The organism is Novosphingobium umbonatum (assembly GCF_004005905.1).
GTDB lineage: Bacteria > Pseudomonadota > Alphaproteobacteria > Sphingomonadales > Sphingomonadaceae > Novosphingobium > Novosphingobium umbonatum.
This window is the reverse complement of sequence record NZ_SACO01000002.1, coordinates 43,850-59,702: the sequence shown is the minus strand read 5'-3', so window position 1 is coordinate 59,702 and position 15,853 is coordinate 43,850. Positions and strand designations below refer to the sequence as shown.

The 15,853-nt window shown below is 62.4% G+C and carries 17 protein-coding genes; 9 read left to right on the top strand and 8 right to left on the bottom strand.

The features are described 5' to 3' along the window. Positions 1-54 precede the first annotated feature (54 nt). From EOE18_RS02630 to rimO, 4 genes are all read right to left on the bottom strand, one after another. Entirely contained in the window at positions 55-615 is a 561-nt protein-coding gene (locus tag EOE18_RS02630; RefSeq protein ID WP_127705964.1) for a YqgE/AlgH family protein, read from the bottom strand. Between the two features lie 49 nt (positions 616-664). Continuing rightward, entirely contained in the window at positions 665-1,183 is a 519-nt protein-coding gene (locus EOE18_RS02625) for a hypothetical protein (RefSeq protein ID WP_127705962.1), read from the bottom strand. Next, positions 1,180-1,965: a competence/damage-inducible protein A gene (locus EOE18_RS02620; RefSeq protein WP_127705960.1), complete on the bottom strand. Its 786-nt coding sequence runs from the start codon at positions 1,963-1,965 to the stop codon at positions 1,180-1,182. The genes EOE18_RS02625 and EOE18_RS02620 overlap by 4 nt, the downstream gene beginning before the upstream one ends. A gap of 236 nt (positions 1,966-2,201) precedes the next feature. Then, a complete protein-coding gene (gene rimO / locus EOE18_RS02615; RefSeq protein ID WP_127705958.1) occupies positions 2,202-3,593 on the bottom strand; it encodes a 30S ribosomal protein S12 methylthiotransferase RimO in 1,392 nt (463 codons plus the stop codon). Positions 3,594-3,672: 79 nt separating this feature from the next. Here rimO and EOE18_RS02610 point away from each other — a divergent pair, with 79 nt between their 5' ends. Next, positions 3,673-4,029, top strand: coding sequence for a DUF1761 domain-containing protein (locus tag EOE18_RS02610; protein WP_127705956.1), 357 nt, complete (start codon positions 3,673-3,675; stop codon positions 4,027-4,029). Positions 4,030-4,046: 17 nt separating this feature from the next. Here EOE18_RS02610 and EOE18_RS02605 read toward each other — a convergent pair whose 3' ends face one another. Genes EOE18_RS02605 through serS form a run of 3 tightly spaced genes read right to left on the bottom strand, consistent with a single transcriptional unit; the run spans position 4,047 to position 7,309 of the window. Further along, positions 4,047-5,228 (bottom strand): LysM peptidoglycan-binding domain-containing M23 family metallopeptidase, encoded by a 1,182-nt coding sequence (locus EOE18_RS02605; protein WP_127705954.1) that lies wholly within the window; start codon positions 5,226-5,228, stop codon positions 4,047-4,049. After that, on the bottom strand, positions 5,225-5,989 hold the full coding sequence (surE, locus tag EOE18_RS02600; protein ID WP_127705953.1) for a 5'/3'-nucleotidase SurE: 765 nt from the start codon (positions 5,987-5,989) through the stop codon (positions 5,225-5,227). The genes EOE18_RS02605 and surE overlap by 4 nt, the downstream gene beginning before the upstream one ends. Positions 5,990-6,040: 51 nt before the next feature. Beyond that, complete coding sequence (gene serS, locus EOE18_RS02595) at positions 6,041-7,309, bottom strand: serine--tRNA ligase (protein ID WP_127705951.1); 1,269 nt, start codon at positions 7,307-7,309, stop codon at positions 6,041-6,043. Positions 7,310-7,471: 162 nt separating this feature from the next. On the opposite strand from serS, the gene EOE18_RS02590 reads away from it, so the two are divergent. Next, entirely contained in the window at positions 7,472-8,494 is a 1,023-nt protein-coding gene (locus EOE18_RS02590) for an oxidoreductase (protein ID WP_127705949.1), read from the top strand. Here EOE18_RS02590 and EOE18_RS02585 read toward each other — a convergent pair. Continuing rightward, complete coding sequence (locus tag EOE18_RS02585; protein ID WP_164852644.1) at positions 8,491-9,102, bottom strand: TetR/AcrR family transcriptional regulator; 612 nt, start codon at positions 9,100-9,102, stop codon at positions 8,491-8,493. The two genes, EOE18_RS02590 and EOE18_RS02585, sit on opposite strands and share 4 nt — an antisense overlap. Positions 9,103-9,248: 146 nt before the next feature. Between EOE18_RS02585 and EOE18_RS02580 the strand changes: the two genes are divergently transcribed. The 7 genes from EOE18_RS02580 (at position 9,249) to EOE18_RS02550 (ending at position 15,840) form a co-directional block, all read left to right on the top strand. After that, positions 9,249-9,998, top strand: a complete 750-nt coding sequence (locus tag EOE18_RS02580; RefSeq protein ID WP_127705945.1) for an electron transfer flavoprotein subunit beta/FixA family protein — start codon at positions 9,249-9,251, stop codon at positions 9,996-9,998. Beyond that, entirely contained in the window at positions 9,995-10,924 is a 930-nt protein-coding gene (locus tag EOE18_RS02575) for an electron transfer flavoprotein subunit alpha/FixB family protein (protein ID WP_127705943.1), read from the top strand. Before EOE18_RS02580 ends, EOE18_RS02575 begins: the two co-directional genes overlap by 4 nt. Positions 10,925-11,038: 114 nt before the next feature. Then, entirely contained in the window at positions 11,039-12,160 is a 1,122-nt protein-coding gene (locus EOE18_RS02570) for a GNAT family N-acetyltransferase (protein ID WP_127705941.1), read from the top strand. Continuing rightward, positions 12,157-12,972, top strand: a complete 816-nt coding sequence (locus tag EOE18_RS02565; RefSeq protein WP_127706603.1) for a proline dehydrogenase — start codon at positions 12,157-12,159, stop codon at positions 12,970-12,972. The genes EOE18_RS02570 and EOE18_RS02565 overlap by 4 nt, the downstream gene beginning before the upstream one ends. 110 nt (positions 12,973-13,082) lie before the next feature. Then, a complete protein-coding gene (locus EOE18_RS02560; RefSeq protein ID WP_127705939.1) occupies positions 13,083-14,213 on the top strand; it encodes a fumarylacetoacetate hydrolase family protein in 1,131 nt (376 codons plus the stop codon). Further along, complete coding sequence (gene xylB / locus EOE18_RS02555) at positions 14,210-14,974, top strand: D-xylose 1-dehydrogenase (protein ID WP_127705937.1); 765 nt, start codon at positions 14,210-14,212, stop codon at positions 14,972-14,974. The genes EOE18_RS02560 and xylB overlap by 4 nt, the downstream gene beginning before the upstream one ends. Then, the gene (locus tag EOE18_RS02550; RefSeq protein ID WP_127705935.1) at positions 14,974-15,840 is read left to right on the top strand and encodes an SMP-30/gluconolactonase/LRE family protein; all 867 of its coding nucleotides are present in this window, start codon (positions 14,974-14,976) and stop codon (positions 15,838-15,840) included. Before xylB ends, EOE18_RS02550 begins: the two co-directional genes overlap by 1 nt. The last annotated feature ends 13 nt before the right edge of the window (positions 15,841-15,853 follow it).

Genomic DNA, 15,853 nt, shown 5'->3' with positions numbered 1-15,853 from the left:
AAGCGGCGGTGGATATCTGTATTATAGAGATAAGACAGTGCGCCGCAAGGGGGGCTAGGCGCGGCCTGTCACATTCGTCAAATGACTGGGGTCAATGCCTTCCGCCCGCCATGCTGCCTGCCATCGTTTGGTATAGGGCGTGTTGAACAGGATCTGTGCGCGGCCATCGGCGGCGTACCAGCCATGGCTGCGCATTTCACCATCCAGTTGCGCCGGACCCCATCCGGCATAGCCCAATGCCACCAGCCAGTGCCGTGGTCCTGTTCCTTCGGCAATGGCGACCAGAATGTCGCGGCTGCCGGTCAAGGACCATTGCGGGCTGACTTCCAGCGTGCCTTCGCTGGTCCAGTCGGGGCTGTGCAGCACAAAGCCGCGCTGGGTTTCCACAGGCCCGCCGTAATGGACATCGCAATCGGGGGCCACGCCGCGCGGAATGTCCAGATCGTCCAGCAGGTCATAGAGGGTGACGCGATCGAGCACATCGGTGATGCCCACGCCCAGCGCGCCTTGATCATCATGGATGCATAGGGCGATCGCCGCGCCATCAAAGCGGGCATCGGGCATGCCCGGCATGGCCAGCAACAGCCGACCGGCAAGGGATTGGGCCTCTGTCATGCTTTATGGCTAAGCCTCAAGCCTTTGCCACGCAAGGGGGGATTTGGCACTAATGCGCCAAATTGGCGGCAGTATAGCATTCCAGCACCAGAGCCAGCGGCGCGCCCGATGGCAGGCGCAGCAGGGCGCGATGCGACAGGATGGTGCCCGCCGGACAAGATGGTGCCGCGCCGCGCAGGGCCGCCATACGCTCGCGGGTGAAGCGCAAAGGCGCAGCCACTTTGCCAAAGGGCGTGTCGGTGCTGTCCAGCACGCGCACCATTTCTGGCGTCATCCTTTTCGGCAGATACCAGTTATGCGCCTCGGACAGAACCTTGTCGCCGCAGGACAGGCGGACATGGCGATAGGCCGGTTCATCCTCGCTTTGTAACGTGCTGTCCAGATCAGGCGGGGGCAGGGCATCCTGACCCCGCACCGGCGTCGCGGTAATGGTGGGATCCGCTGCCAGTTTCTGCGCCGCGCACCATTGGCCCAAAGCGGCGGTTGCGCTGTCCTGCGCGGCCAGAGTTTGTTCAAAACCGCTCAGGCTTGCCCCCTGCGCCGCCAGCAGCAGCAAACCCGCGATCATATGCCGCCCAGCACCGGTTCCCGCCCCAAAGCCTCCAGCGCGCTGGATAGCACCGTGACGCAAGTTGCCAATTGTTCGGCATCGGTGGAGCGGATCACGAAATTGGCGCCGGTCTGCCCGTCGCGGAAAAAGGGATAGGAGCCGATCGATACCCCTTCATGCGCCTTTTCCGTATCGGCCAGCAATTGCGCCACCTCGCTTTCGCCCACCCAGCAGCCCACCGTTTCCGATAGCACGGGTAGCCCGCCCTCCAGCGTGCCGGTCAGCGCGTCGAGCATGCCCGCCGTAATCATCGGCACACCGGCCATGATGAAAATATTGCCCCAGCAAATCCCCGGCGCGCCCGAATAGCGGTTGGGGATCAGGTCTGCACCTTCGGGCACGCGGGCCATGCGCAGGCGCATTTCAGTCAATTCACTGCCGCGTGAGGCGTAGTAATCGGCCAGAATCTGTCGGGCTTCGGGATGGACCACCACAGGCACGCCCAAGGCTTGCGCAATGGCGTCCACGGTGATGTCATCATGGGTGGGGCCAATACCGCCGGTGGTGAACAGATAATCATGCTTCACCCGCAGCGCGTTGACCGCTTCGATAATGGCGGGAAACTCATCCGCCACCACGCGCACTTCCTTCAGGCGGATGCCCTGCACCCCCAGCCAGCTGGAAATCTGCGCGATATTCTTGTCCTGCGTGCGGCCGGACAGGATTTCGTCCCCGATGACCACCAAAGCGGCGGTGAAGATGCGGGGTTCGGGCGAAGCGGAGGGGGCGATTTCGACCATGGCCCAAGCCTAGCCGCCAAGCAGGCCGCGCGACAAGGCGGCATGGGGGGCAAAGCTGTGGGTAGTCGCGCTTTTTGGGCAGGGGCCTGCGTTTGTGTGGCAAAAAAATAGCCCGCCAGATGGCGGGCCATGGAAGTTTGGGAGAGGATGCCTGAAAAGGCCTCCTCTTTAAGCCTGAAAACGATATGCATGGCAATTGCCAAGACTGCGTATGGACTTGCGTAAAACGCAAGGCGTCAGCTTTCGACCACGACTCCGAACAGGTCATGGGCGTCGGCTTCTTCTACCAAGACCGAAACGATGTCACCCGCGCGCAGTTCCGGCGAGACATCGCGCAGCAGCACCTGCCCGTCGATTTCGGGCGCATCGGCCTGACTGCGGCCGGTGGCGCCAATGTCGCCATCCTCGTCGGGCTCGCCCACTTCGTCGATGATGACAGGGATCACGCGGCCCACCTTGCGCTGCAGGCGCGCGGCGGAAATGGCCTCGGTCTTTTCCATCAGGCGACGATAGCGGTCTTCCTTGACCTCTTCGGGCACAGGGTTGGGCAGGTCATTGGCCTGCGCGCCTTCCACCGGTTCAAAGCGGAAACCACCCACGCGGTCCAGTTGCGCCTCGTCCAGCCAGTCGAGCAGATATTGGAAATCTTCCTCGGTCTCGCCGGGGAAACCAACGACGAAGGAGGAGCGGATCGCCAGATCGGGGCAGATCTCGCGCCATGCCTTGATGCGCTCCAGCACCTTGGCCTCATTGGCGGGGCGCTTCATGGCGCGCAGCACATTGGGGGCGGCATGCTGGAAAGGAATGTCGAGATAGGGCGTCAGCAGCCCCTCGGCCATCAGCGGGATGATCGCATCCACATGTGGATAGGGATAGACATAATGCATCCGCACCCAGGGCGCATGGCCTTCGGGTGTGCGCAATTGCCCCAGTTCGCGGGCCAGATCGGTCATATGGGCGCGCACCTCGCGGCCTTTCCACATCTGGGCCTCATGCTTGGTGTCCACGCCATAGGCGCTGGTGTCTTGCGAGATGACCAGCAATTCCTTGGTGCCCGCCGCCACCAGCTTTTCCGCCTCGCGCAGCACCGCATCGATGCGGCGGCTGCTCAGCTTGCCGCGCAGATCGGGGATGATGCAAAAGGCGCAGGAATGGTTGCAGCCTTCGGAAATCTTCAGATAGCTGTAATGGCGCGGGGTCAGCTTCACCTCGCCATCGGCGCCAGCGGGGATCAGGTCCACAAAGGGCCCGCGCGTCGGCGGGGCAGCCACATGCACCGCATCCACCACCTGCTCATACTGATGCGCGCCGGTGACGGCCAGCACATCGGGGAAGCGGGCGCGGATCGCCTCGGCTTCATTGCCCATGCAGCCGGTGACAATCACCCGCCCGTTTTCGGCCATCGCCTCGCCAATCGCGGCCAGGGATTCCTCCTTGGCGCTGTCGAGAAAGCCGCAAGTGTTGACCAGCACCACATCGGCGCCGGCATAATCCGCGCTCATCGCATAGCCATCGGCGCGCAGGCGGGTGAGGATGCGTTCGCTATCCACCAGCGCCTTGGGGCAGCCGAGGCTGACCATGCCAACTTTGGGCGATTCCGGAATACGGGTAAGAGTCTTGTCTGCCATGGGCTGCGCCCCTACACGCAAATGGCGCGTTTCGCTAGGCTGGCGACAACACGGCAGCGTTTCAGCTTGGGAGAGGCAGATGGGCCCGATTAATTGGTTGGCGGTGGTTCTGGCGGCCGTGGTGGCGGGCGCTTTGGCGCTGCCCTATTACCGGCTGCTGGGGCAAAAGGCGCCGCGCGGGATCAGCCTGTTAGCGCTTTTGGGACCTGCATGGTTGATCGGGCATAATTTCGCGCGGGTGGGCAGTGCCACGCTGGCCGCCAAGCCTTGGCTCTATCCCATGATGTCGGGCGGTTTTGCGCTGTTTATCGCGGTGCCGCTTATTGTGCTGCTTTACGACCGCCAGGGGCTGGGCTGGCGGGCAAGCGCGGTGGATGCCGCCTATGCCTTGCTGGCCTGTCTGGTGATGGGCGGGGTATTTGCCGCTTTGGCCTGAACCCCGCCATCTAACCTTTAATATCCGTTACGATAACGGTCTGCCGGCGGGTTGAGATCGCGCGGGGGCAGATAGTTGAGCGGATCGACCAAAGTTTTGCCACGGCGCAATTCGAAATGCAGTTCGTCGCGCGTGGCGCGGCCGGTATGGCCGACCAGACCCACACGTTCACGCGGGTTCACGCGGTCACCTTGCCGCACGGTAATGCGGTCCAGAAAGCTGTAAACCGACACCCAGCCGCCATCATGCTGCACCACCACCGTGTTGCCATAGCTGTCAGGCTCGCGTCCGGCGAAGGTGACATATCCGCCGGTGATGGCCCGCACGGCGGTGCCCTGTTGGGCAATAATGTCGATCCCATCATGGTAATCGCCGCCATTGGGCGCACGGGTGCGGGCGGTGAAGCGGCGACGCACGCGGCCATCCACCGGCCAGGTAAAGCGGGCGGACGTACGCAGATAGCTGTTGCTGCCGCTGTAATTGGTATAGCTGGCGCCGCTATTGCCATAGGAGCTGTTGCTGTAGCCGTCATTATAGCTGCCCGAGGAGCGGTTCAGCAGGCTCTGGGGCTGGGCCGGAGGGGCCGGGCGCGGTGTGGGACGGGTCACCGTCGGAATGCGCAGCACCTGACCTATGCGCAGATAGGAATCGGGTGAGAGATTGTTGGCCACCGCGATTTCGGAATAGGGCAGGCCATAACGATAGGCGATGTCAAAGCCGGTCTCGCCCTGTTGCACCACATGGGTGCGCGCGCGCGGGATGATCAGGCGTTGACCGACATAGAGATAATAGGGCGAGGGCAGGCGGTTGGCCTCGATGATCAGATTGGCCGAGACACCGGCACGATCCGCAACACCATTGAGCGTTTCGCCCGATTCGACCACATGCACCGTTTCGCGGCGCAGGCTGCGGTCAATATCGTCATAATCGCGCTGGCCACGGTCATAGCGCGGATCGCGGTCTTCATAATCATCGCGCGTACGCGCAGGGGGCTGATTTCCATAGCCATAGCCGCTTGGCGCATTGGCATAACTGTTGACCGGTGACTTGGCATTGGCTTGCTTCAGAATGCGGTCAATCGGGCTATAATATTGCGCGCTCAACGGCGCGGCAACACCCAGCAGCACCGCGGCGGCGGCCAGCAGGCGAAATCTACGTCCAGCCCCTTGGGTTGTGGGCGCCTTGTCATCGTGGATCATGCGTTAAACTTTTCCGAGAGGGTGGACAGCGATGCTTCGTGGGTCAAATCAAGGTGGAGCGGGCTTACGCTGATGTAGCCATCGGCGATGGCTTCAAGGTCGGTGTTGTGGCCCAATGTGTGTTCGATGCCATGCAGGCCGAACCAGAAGTATCGATAGCCACGCGGGTCAGTGCCTTCCACAACAGAGCCTCTGGAATAGTCATGAAAGCCCTGCCTCACGACCTTGATTCCCTTGATGTCTTGGGGAACGATGTCAGGAAAATTAATATTTATCAATGACCTTTTTGGAAGATCGAATTCCAGAAGCGGTCGGATTACCTTTTCGCCCCAGGCAAGCGCCGCGGCGAAGGAAACTTGGTCTCCCATACCTTCCCTGTTGTAAATTTGACTGAGCGCGATGGATTTGATGCCCGCCAGCGCGCCTTCCATGGCAGCCGAAACGGTGCCCGAATAGGTCACATCATCGCCCAGATTCGCGCCGCGATTGACCCCCGACAGGATGAGGTCGGGCGGTGCGGGCAGAACCTTTTTCAGCCCCATGGTCACCGCATCCGTCGGCGTGCCCGACACCGAGAAGCGCCTTTCGCCATGTTGATGCAGGCGCACCGGCCGGTTGAGCGTCAGCGAATGGCCCGCGCCCGATTGTTCCTCGGCAGGGGCCACCACCCAGATGTCGTCCGACAGGCTGGCCGCAATCGATTCCAGAACCGCAAGGCCGGGAGCGTTGATGCCATCATCATTGGTCAGCAAGATGCGCAAGTGAGGCGACCCTATATTCGGGGGCTTGTGCCCCTCGTTGTCAGCACAGATTTACGGCTTCAAAACTTCGACGCCTCCCATATAGGGGCGCAGCACTTCCGGCACGATCACGCTGCCATCGGCCTGCTGGTAATTTTCCAGCACCGCCACCAGCGTGCGCCCGACCGCCAGACCCGAGCCATTGAGCGTATGCACAAAGCGCGTGGCCTTCTCGCCTTCGGGGCGATAGCGGGCGTTGAGGCGGCGGGCCTGAAAATCACCGCAGTTCGAGCAAGAGGAAATCTCGCGATATTGACCTTGTCCGGGCAGCCAGACTTCCAGATCGAAAGTCTTGCGCGCGGAAAAGCCCATGTCGCCGGTGCAGAGCAGCATGCGGCGATAGGGCAGCCCGAGGCTTTCCAGAATATGTTCGGCAGCAGCGGTCATCCGCTCATGCTCGGCATCCGAATCCTCGGGCTTGGTGACCGAAACCAGTTCCACCTTTTCAAACTGGTGCTGGCGGATCAACCCGCGCGTATCACGTCCTGCCGCGCCCGCTTCGCTGCGGAAACACAGGGTGAGCGCGGTGAAGCGTAAAGGGGCCGAGGCATCGAGGATCTGTTCGCGCACCAGATTGGTCAGGCTGACTTCCGCCGTGGGGATCAGCCAGCGGCCATCGCTGGTCTGGAACAGGTCTTCGGCAAATTTGGGCAGCTGGGCGGTGCCATAGACGGCATCATCGCGCACCAGCACGGGCGGCACGACTTCCTGATAGCCGAATTTGGTGGTGTGCGTGTCCAGCATGAACTGGCCCAGCGCGCGGTTCAGGCGCGCTACCTGTCCGCGCAGATAGGCAAAGCGGGCGCCCGAAACGGCCTGTGCGCTTTCAAAATCCAGACCCAGCGGCGCGCCAATGTCGAAATGTTCCTTGGCACCGGTCGCCTCGCGCGGGTTACCCCAGCGCTTGACTTCGACATTCTGCCCCTCATTCTCACCCAGAGGCACATCCTCGGCGGGAATGTTGGGAAGGGTCGACAGGATGGCGGCAACGGCAGCGTCGGCTTGGCGCTTGGCCTCTTCCTGCGCGGGCAGGTCGGCCTTGATCTTTTCCACCTCGGCCTTCAGCGCGGCGGCACCATCCTTGTCGCCCTTGCCCATCAACGCGCCAATCTGCTTGGAGGCAGCGTTGCGCGAGGCCAGCATCGTGTCCACCGCCATCTGGGCGGCGCGGGCCTGCGCATCGGCGGCCAGAATGGCTTGCGATTGGGGTTCCAGCCCGCGGCGGGCCAGACCGGCGTCGAAAGCTGCGGAATTGTCGCGAATGGATCGGATATCGTGCATAATCCCATCGCGTATTGGCAGCTTGGGCCTTGGTCAAGCACTGTGTTTTCCAAAACACTGACATAATCACTCAATTTGTGCGAAATATGTGGAGTCTCTGGCGCAATACGACCTTGGTGGTAGAAGTTGCGGCAGCTAACTATCTGAAAATGGGTTGAACTAATGGTGAAACTGGGCGTTGGGATCCTTGGCAATGGCATGGCGACGCGGGTTTTCCACGCGCCGCTGATTGGTGCAGTGCCGCAATTGGAATTGCGCGCGATTCATGCGCGTTCGGCAGGCGCGATATCGCCCGTGGCCGGTGTGCCGCTGGTGCAGGATCTTGAAGCCATGCTGGCTGACCCCGAGATCGGCCTGATCACGGTGGCCACGCCCAGCGCCACCCATGCCCAATTGGCCGAGCGCGCCTTGCTGGCGGGCAAGCATGTGGTGGTGGAAAAGCCCTTCGCACTGGAACTGGCGCAGGCACAGGCTCTGGTGGCTTTGGCGCGGGGGCGGGGGCTTTGTCTGGCGGCGTTTCACAACCGGCGTTGGGATAGCGATTTCATGGCGGTGCGCACCGCGATCGAGGCGGGGGCGATCGGGCAGGTGGTGCATTTTGAATCGCATTTCGACCGTTTCCGCCCTCAGGTGCGCGAGCGCTGGCGCGAGGATGGCAGCGCGGGGTCGGGCGTTTGGTTCGATCTGGGGCCGCATATGGTGGATCAGGCGCTGGTGCTGTTCGGCATGCCTTTGGCGGTCAGCGCGGATATGGGCGCCTTGCGTCCCGGCGCAAAGGGCGTGGATTGGGCGCATGTGGTGCTGCGCTATGCCGACAAGCGGGTGATCCTGCATGCAGGCCTTTGCGTGGCGGGCGGCGTGCCGCGTTTTGCGGTGCATGGCACGGGCGGCTCGCTGGTGAAGCAAAAGGCCGATCCGCAGGAGGCGCAGTCGGTGGCGGGCCTGCCCCCGCAGGATGCGGCTTGGGGTGTGGATGAGGATCCGCTGCTGCATTACACCGGCGAGGGCGCTCCGCTGGAACTGCCGGTTCCGCGTGGTTGCCAGCAGAGTTTTTACCAACGCATGGCGCAGGCCTGCCTTGGAGAAGGTGAAGCGCCGAATAAGCCTGAGGAAATTCTGGGTGTGCAGGCGATTATCGAGGCGGCGATCCTCTCGGCCGAGGAGGGGCGTGTGGTGCCGCTTTAAGCGCTGGCCGCACGCAGGATCATTTCGCCAAAGCGCGCCATGAGGGAACCGGGGGCCAGAGCCTCCGGCTCCAGCAGGCTTTGCGCATAGCTGCCATCATGGATCGCCACCAGCAAGCGGGCGAGCAGGTCGCGGTCTACGGTCAGCGACAGGCCGCGATGGGACAGCAATTGCTCAAGCGCATCGGCCACGGTTTCGCGCATCAGTGCGCGGTGCTGGGCCAGTTGGGGCGCCAGAGCGGGCTGGCGCATAGCGTAAAGCTGGAACTCGCTGCTCAGCAGATACCATTCGCGGTCGATGGGGAAATTCTGCGTCAATTCGGCAAAGAGCGTGGCCAGACTTTTGTCGGGATAGGCTTCCGCGCTGGCCTGAATATGAACCAGATGGTCTCGTACGCGGGTCAGCATCCGGTCATAAAGGGCGAGAAACAACTGTTCCTTATTGTCAAAACTGGAATGGAAGGCGCCCCGCGTCAGCCCTGCGCGGGCGCAGATGTCATCCAGCGTGGCACCGTGAAAGCCGCGCTCGACAAAGGCCAGCGTCGCCCCGTCGAGAAGTTTCTCGATTGTCTCTTGGCGGGATGGGCGTTTGCGGGGGGATTTTGCCATGTTGACAGCAGGCATAGCAGGCTGCACAAACGACTCAATACGATTTCGTATCGAAAATCGGATAGAGAAGCCGCAGCTTGCATCGGTATCGGCAAAAAGCTTTATAGCGGGCCGGTGCGCAGCCAGTTTGCAGAGGAGAGAGCGCTGTGAAGATAGTCGTGCCTGTGAAGCGGGTGCTGGATTATAACGTGAAGCCGCGTGTGAAGGCGGATGGCACGGGTGTTGATCTGGCGAATGTGAAGATGAGCATGAACCCGTTTGACGAGATCGCGGTGGAAGAGGCGATCCGTCTGAAGGAGAAGGGCGCGGCTAGCGAGATCGTGGTGGTTTCGGTGGGTCCGCAAAAGGCGCAGGAAACCTTGCGCACGGCGCTGGCCATGGGGGCTGATCGCGCCATTCTGGTGCAGACCGATGATGTGGTGGAACCTTTGGCGGTGGCCAAGTTGCTCAAGGCCATTGTCGAGGCGGAAACGCCCGGTCTGGTGCTGCTGGGCAAGCAGGCGATTGACGATGACAGCAACCAGACCGGCCAGATGCTGGCCGCGCTGACGGGGCGCCCGCAGGGCACCTTTGCCAGCAAAGTCGAGGTGGATGGCGATTTCGTCAATGTCACGCGCGAGGTGGATGGCGGTCTGGAAACGGTGCGTTTGGCTCTGCCTGCGATTGTCACCACCGACCTGCGCCTGAACGAGCCGCGCTATGCCTCGCTGCCCAACATCATGAAGGCCAAGTCCAAGAAGCTGGAGACCAAGTCCCCCGCCGATTACGGCGTGGACATTACCCCGCGCCTGACCGTGCTGAAGGTTACCGAACCGGCGCAGCGTAGTGCTGGCGTGAAGCTGGCCGATGTGGACGCTTTGGTGGGTAAGCTCAAGGAACTGGGAGTAGGCGCATGAGCATTCTGGTTTGGGCCGAGCATGACAATGCGGCTTTGAAAGATGCCACGCTTGGCGCGGTGACGGCGGCGGGCAAGCTGGGCGAGGTGCATCTGCTGGTGGCCGGTTCCGGCGTGGACGGCGTGGCCGCACAGGCGGCGCAGGTGGCTGGCGTGGCCAAGGTGCTGGTGGCCGATGATGCGGCCTATGGCGCCGCTTTGCCGGAAAATCTGGCGCCTTTGATTGTGGGGCTGATGAGCTCCTATGATGCGTTCCTGACGCCTGCCACCACCACGGGCAAGAATATCGCCCCCCGCGTGGCGGCGCTGCTGGATGTGGCGCAGATTTCCGACATTCTTTCGGTAGAAGGCCCCAAGACTTTCACCCGTCCGATTTATGCGGGCAACGCCATCGCTACGGTGGAAAGCAGCGACGCCAAGCTGGTGATCACCGCGCGCGGCACGGCCTTTGCCAAGGCGGAAGCCACTGGCGGTTCGGCGGCGGTCGAGGCTGTTGCCACCACGGGCGATGCGGGTCTGTCCAGCTTTGTCGGCGCCGAACTGGCCAAGAGCGAGCGTCCCGAACTGACCAGCGCCAAGGTGATCGTGTCGGGTGGTCGCGCCTTGAAGGATGCTGAAACCTTTGCCGCCACCATCCTGCCTCTGGCCGACAAGCTGGGCGCGGCGGTGGGCGCATCGCGTGCCGCTGTCGATGCTGGCTATGTTCCCAATGATTATCAGGTGGGCCAGACCGGCAAGATTGTGGCGCCCGAAGTCTATGTCGCGGTGGGTATTTCCGGCGCGATCCAGCATTTGGCGGGGATGAAGGATTCCAAAACCATCATCGCCATCAACAAGGATGAAGACGCGCCGATTTTTCAGGTGGCCGATTTCGGTCTGGTCGCCGATCTGTTCAGCGCCGTGCCGGAATTGACGGGTAAGTTGTAAAAGATTTTGGTTCTGTTCCTGCCGTCAATACTGGCGGCAGGACGGGTCCTTTCCGGTTAAAGTTACACTTTCTTAGCGGCTGCCTGCTACGTATTTCCCCATGGGACTTGCGGCGTGAAGCACGCTCATCTGGCATTTGAAAGCATCGGGAGCACGGCTTGGCCGTTGCTTGAGCATGGCGATGCGCCCCCCTCCAGGGCCGAGGGTGAAGGCTTGCGCGAGGCATGGCGCAGGCTGGAGGCGCAAGCTAGTCTTCCCACGCAACATCATGATTTCGTGCAATCTCTGGCAGGTTCCATGCTGGCGGGGAATGTGCTGGAAGTGTTTGCTGCCACCCGTCAGGGGCAGGTGCAAGCTCTGCTGCCGTTGTGTCGTTCGCATGGTTTTGGCGCGCGTTGGCGCATGGTGGGCGCGCGTGAGGTGTTTGAACCGGCCGATGTGCTGTATGGCGATTCGGCAGTGGTACCGGTTCTGGCGCGGGCCTTGGCGCGATTGTCGCGCCCTATCGCGCTAGACAGAGTTCCGGCGGATTCGCCTTTGGTGCCTGCCCTGCGCAAGGCGATGCGCGGGCGCGGGCTGATCTCGGTGCGCCCAGCGGTGCCTTGCCCGACCATCGCGCTGGATGAGAGTTGGGCGCAGCCCGAGTTGCGTTTTAACGCGGGGCGTCGATCCGATTTTCGCCGCGCAGGGCGCAAGGCGGCGGCTTTGGGCAAGGTAAGCTATGAAATGCTCCAGCCTGATGCCGTGCAATTTGATGCTTTGTTTGATGAAGCCTTGCAGGTGGAACTGGGCAGCTGGAAGCGCGAGGCGGGCACGGCCATCGCCTCTGAACCGGCAAAGGAAGCCTTTTTCCGCAGCTATTTCCGTAGCGCGGCGGCCAAGGGCGATTTGCGCATCGCTTTCCTGCGGATCAATGGGCGGGCGGCGGCCATGCAACTCGCGGTGGAGCAGGGCGGGGCCTATTGGCTGTTCAAGATCGGCTATGATGCGGCCTATCAATCCTGTTCGCCGGGTACTTTGCTGATGCTGCACACGATTGGCTATGCAGCGGGCAAGGGGTTGCGTGCCTATGAATTGCTGGGCGGGGTGGAGCCTTGGATCGCCCAGCTATGGACGCGGGAGGCGCATCCCACTTTGCGTTTGCGGACCTATCCTTTCAACCTGCGCAGCCTATGGGCGATGGCGGTGGATGGCGCGGTGTGGGGCTGGGCGCGGTTCCGGCGGGGCAGGGCATGAGCTTGTGGTCGGCCTTGCGCGATATGCGCTATGCCTTGCCTGCGCAGGTGGAGCGTTGGGTCGATGGTCCCGATGCGGCATCGGTGGCGCGCATGGGGCAGGCGGCGAAGGGGATGCGGGCCACCTATGGCTATTTCCCTGCACAGCAATCTGACCCTGATCAGGTGATGGCTGCCAATCAAGCGATGCTGGCCGCTTTGCGCGGACAGGGTGGCGATGCGCGTCTGGCGGTGAAGGCGCCGCATCTGGGCTTTGATGCGGGGCGGATTGCGGCGCTGGCAGGCCATGTGCCGCTGATCTTCGATGCCCATGCTCCCGCGCAGGCCGATGCCACGCTGGCTCTGGCCACGGCGTTGGGGGAGCAGGGCGCGGTGGGATGTGCTTTGCCTGCGCGTTGGCGGCGGTCGATGGCGGATGCAGCCGATTTGCGCGATGGGCCTTTGATCCTGCGGGTGGTGCAGGGCGAATGGGCCGATCCCGATGGCAGCGCGCCGGACAAGGTTGCCTATCTGGAACTGGTTCGGGCCTTGGCGGGGCGTAGGGCGATGGTGGGGATTGCTACGCATGATCCGACGCTGGGGCAGGCGGCCATGCAGTTGCTGCTGGAGGCGGGCACGCCTTGCGAGTGGGAATTGCTGCGCGGGCTGCCCCGCCGTCGGTGCCGGATTTTGGCGCAGCACTTGGGGGTTCCGGTAAGGCTCTATTGGCCCTTTGGCCCCGGTTGGTGGCCCTATGCGGTGGATAAGGCGCTGGCGCGACCTTATTTGCCATTATGGGCGTTTCAGGATCACTTCTCCCGCGTTAGTCTCTAACGCATTCATGGCGCTTGACACCGTGCTTGGGGTGTGATGGTAGCGCTATCAAGCAATCGTGAATGGCACTTTTGCATCAGATTTATATGACGCGCAAAAGGGAGAGACTTATGGCGCTGGACCTTCCCCTATCCCAACTCCTGCCCGCCGACTGGCGCGAGGGCCGCTTTCTGGGCCGTATCGCCACGCAGGCAGGCCCTACGCCCATTCTGGTGGAAGGCGGCATCGCCTATGACATGAGCCGCGTGGCCCCCACCGTGGCGCAATTGGTCGAGCGCCTGCCTTTGAACGCCGCCGATGGTGTGGCACTGGGATCGCTGGATGCTCTGGCCGATCCCTTGCTCAGCCCGATTGACCTGCAATGCGTCAAGGCCGCTGGCGTCACCTTCGCCACCTCCACACTGGAGCGCGTGATCGAAGAGCGCGCGCGCGGTGATGCGGGCAAGGCGCTGGAAATCCGCGCCCGTATCGAGGAACGCGTGGGCGGTTCGATCCGTTCTGTGGTGCCCGGATCGGTTGAGGCCGAGGCGCTCAAGGAATTGCTGATCGCCGACGGGCTGTGGTCGCAATATCTGGAAGTCGCCATCGGGCCTTACGCCGAAGTCTTCACCAAGGCGCCGGTTCTGGCCACGGTGGGCGCGCTGGAGCAGATTGGCGTGCGCAGCGATTCCACCTGGAACAATCCGGAACCCGAAGTGGTGCTGCTGGTCAATGCCGCGGGGCAAGCGGTCGGCGCGACCTTGGGCAATGACGTGAACCTGCGCGATATGGAAGGGCGCAGCGCGCTCCTGCTCGGCAAGGCCAAGGACAACAACGCCTCCTGCGCGCTGGGGCCTTTGGTGCGCCTGTTTGACGATGGCTTTACCATTGATGACGTGCGCAATGCCGAGGTTGAGTTGCTGATCGAGGGGCCGGAAGGCTATCGTCTGGAAGGCCATTCCAGCATGAACCAGATCAGCCGCGATCCGCTCGATCTGGTGGCGCAAACCTTGAGCGAGCACCAATATCCCGATGGCTTCGTGCTGTTTCTGGGCACGCTTTTCGCCCCCACGCAGGACCGCGATCATGAAGGGCGCGGCTTCACCCATAAGGTGGGCGATGTGGTGAGCATTGCTACCCCGCGCCTTGGCCGTCTGGTCAATGAAGTGGTGACTTCCAAGGATGCCGCCCCATGGACCACCGGCATTGCCGCGCTTTACGCCAATCTGGCATCGCGCGGTCTGTTGGGAGCAGCAGCATGAGCAAAAGCGCGATCTATCCCAGCCTGCAAGGCAAACGCGTTTTCATCAGCGGTGGCGGCAGCGGCATTGGCGAAGGGCTGGTGGAAGCCTTTGTGGCCCAAGGCGCGCGTGTGGCCTTTTGCGACATTGCCGTGGCGGCAGGTGTGTCTGTGGTGGCCCGTGTCTCGCCAGATGCAGCCTATGCGCCGGTGTTCATCCCCTGCGATCTGACCGATCCTGCCGCTCTGGCCGCCATGATGGCGCAGGCCGAGGAGGCTTTGGGCGGGTTCGATGTGGTGGTCAACAATGCGGGCAATGATGACCGGCATAGCGTTGAAGAGGTGACGCCCGCCTATTGGGATGAGCGCATGGCGGTCAATCTCAAGCACCAGTTCTTTGTCGCGCAGGCTGCCGTGCCCGCGATGAAGCGCGCAGGGGGCGGGGCGATCATCAATTTCGGGTCGATCAGCTGGCATCTGGGGCTGAAGGATCTGGTGATCTATCAGACTGCCAAGGCTGCGATCGAAGGCATGACGCGCAGTCTGGCCCGCGAATTGGGGCGGGACAATATCCGCGTGACCGCCATCATCCCCGGCAATGTGAAAACGCCGCGTCAGGAAAAATGGTACACGCCCGAAGGCGAGGCCGAGATTGTGGCGGCGCAATGTCTGGACGGGCGTTTGGTGCCTGCCGATGTGGCGGCGCTGGCGTTGTTTCTGGCTTCGGATGATGCGCGTTTGATTACCGGCCATGAATATTGGATCGATGCGGGGTGGCGCTGATGGAACAGGTTACCGCTGTTTGGCCTTTGGGCGCGACGCTGGGCGAAGGTCCGGTCTGGGTGGAGCGCGATGCCGCCCTGTGGTTTGTGGACATCAAGGCGCCAGCCATCCATCGTTTCGATCCGGCCAGTGGTGCGACCCAAAGCTGGAGCGCGCCCGCGCAAGTGGGCTGGGTGCTGCCGGCGGAGGATGGGTCTTTCATCGCTGGCCTGCAAAGCGGGGTGCATCGCTTTGATCCAGCCACGGGCAGCTTCACCTTGCTGGCCGCGCCAGAGGCAGGTCTGCCGGGCAATCGCCTGAATGATGCCACGGTGGCGCGTGATGGTGCGATCTGGTTCGGATCGATGGATGATGCCGAGGAAGCGGTGACGGGCCGCTTCTATCGCATGGATACGTCGGCTTGTGCTGATACCGGCATCGCGCCGGTTTGCATCACCAATGGTCCGGCCTTCTCGCCCGATGGCGGCACGCTTTATCATGTGGACACTCTGGGCCGCCAGATCTGGGCCTCGCAGGTGGAAGGCGCAGCCGTCATCTCCACCAGCCTGTTTGCAGAAATCGAGGATGGGGCAGGCTATCCCGATGGGCCGGTGGTCGATGCTGTGGGCAATGTGTGGATCGGCCTGTTCGCGGGCTGGGGCGTGCGTTGCTATGCGCCCGATGGCACTTTGCTGCGTTACGTGCGCCTGCCGGTGGCCAATGTGACCAAGATCGCCTTTGGCGGGCCGGACCTGACCACTGCCTATGCCACCACCGCGGCCAAGGGGCTAAGCGAAGCCGAATTGGCAGAGCAGCCTTTGGCGGGGGCTTTGTTTGCCTTTGACGCGGGCGTGGCGGGCATGGCGGGCCATCTGGCCAAAATCTGAAAATATAAGGGAG

Excerpts from the sequence above, each read along its gene's own strand:
- EOE18_RS02585 (WP_164852644.1), bottom strand. The coding sequence starts at position 9,102 with ATGGCAAAATCCCCCCGCAAACGCCCATCCCGCCAAGAGACAATCGAG.
- xylB (WP_127705937.1), top strand. The coding sequence starts at position 14,210 with ATGAGCAAAAGCGCGATCTATCCCAGCCTGCAAGGCAAACGCGTTTTC.
- EOE18_RS02630 (WP_127705964.1), bottom strand. The coding sequence starts at position 615 with ATGACAGAGGCCCAATCCCTTGCCGGTCGGCTGTTGCTGGCCATGCCG.
- EOE18_RS02550 (WP_127705935.1), top strand. The coding sequence starts at position 14,974 with ATGGAACAGGTTACCGCTGTTTGGCCTTTGGGCGCGACGCTGGGCGAA.
- rimO (WP_127705958.1), bottom strand. The coding sequence starts at position 3,593 with ATGGCAGACAAGACTCTTACCCGTATTCCGGAATCGCCCAAAGTTGGC.
- serS (WP_127705951.1), bottom strand. The coding sequence starts at position 7,309 with ATGCACGATATCCGATCCATTCGCGACAATTCCGCAGCTTTCGACGCC.
- EOE18_RS02565 (WP_127706603.1), top strand. The coding sequence starts at position 12,157 with ATGAGCTTGTGGTCGGCCTTGCGCGATATGCGCTATGCCTTGCCTGCG.
- EOE18_RS02625 (WP_127705962.1), bottom strand. The coding sequence starts at position 1,183 with ATGATCGCGGGTTTGCTGCTGCTGGCGGCGCAGGGGGCAAGCCTGAGC.
- EOE18_RS02560 (WP_127705939.1), top strand. The coding sequence starts at position 13,083 with ATGGCGCTGGACCTTCCCCTATCCCAACTCCTGCCCGCCGACTGGCGC.
- EOE18_RS02610 (WP_127705956.1), top strand. The coding sequence starts at position 3,673 with ATGGGCCCGATTAATTGGTTGGCGGTGGTTCTGGCGGCCGTGGTGGCG.
- EOE18_RS02605 (WP_127705954.1), bottom strand. The coding sequence starts at position 5,228 with ATGATCCACGATGACAAGGCGCCCACAACCCAAGGGGCTGGACGTAGA.
- EOE18_RS02575 (WP_127705943.1), top strand. The coding sequence starts at position 9,995 with ATGAGCATTCTGGTTTGGGCCGAGCATGACAATGCGGCTTTGAAAGAT.
- EOE18_RS02590 (WP_127705949.1), top strand. The coding sequence starts at position 7,472 with ATGGTGAAACTGGGCGTTGGGATCCTTGGCAATGGCATGGCGACGCGG.
- EOE18_RS02620 (WP_127705960.1), bottom strand. The coding sequence starts at position 1,965 with ATGGTCGAAATCGCCCCCTCCGCTTCGCCCGAACCCCGCATCTTCACC.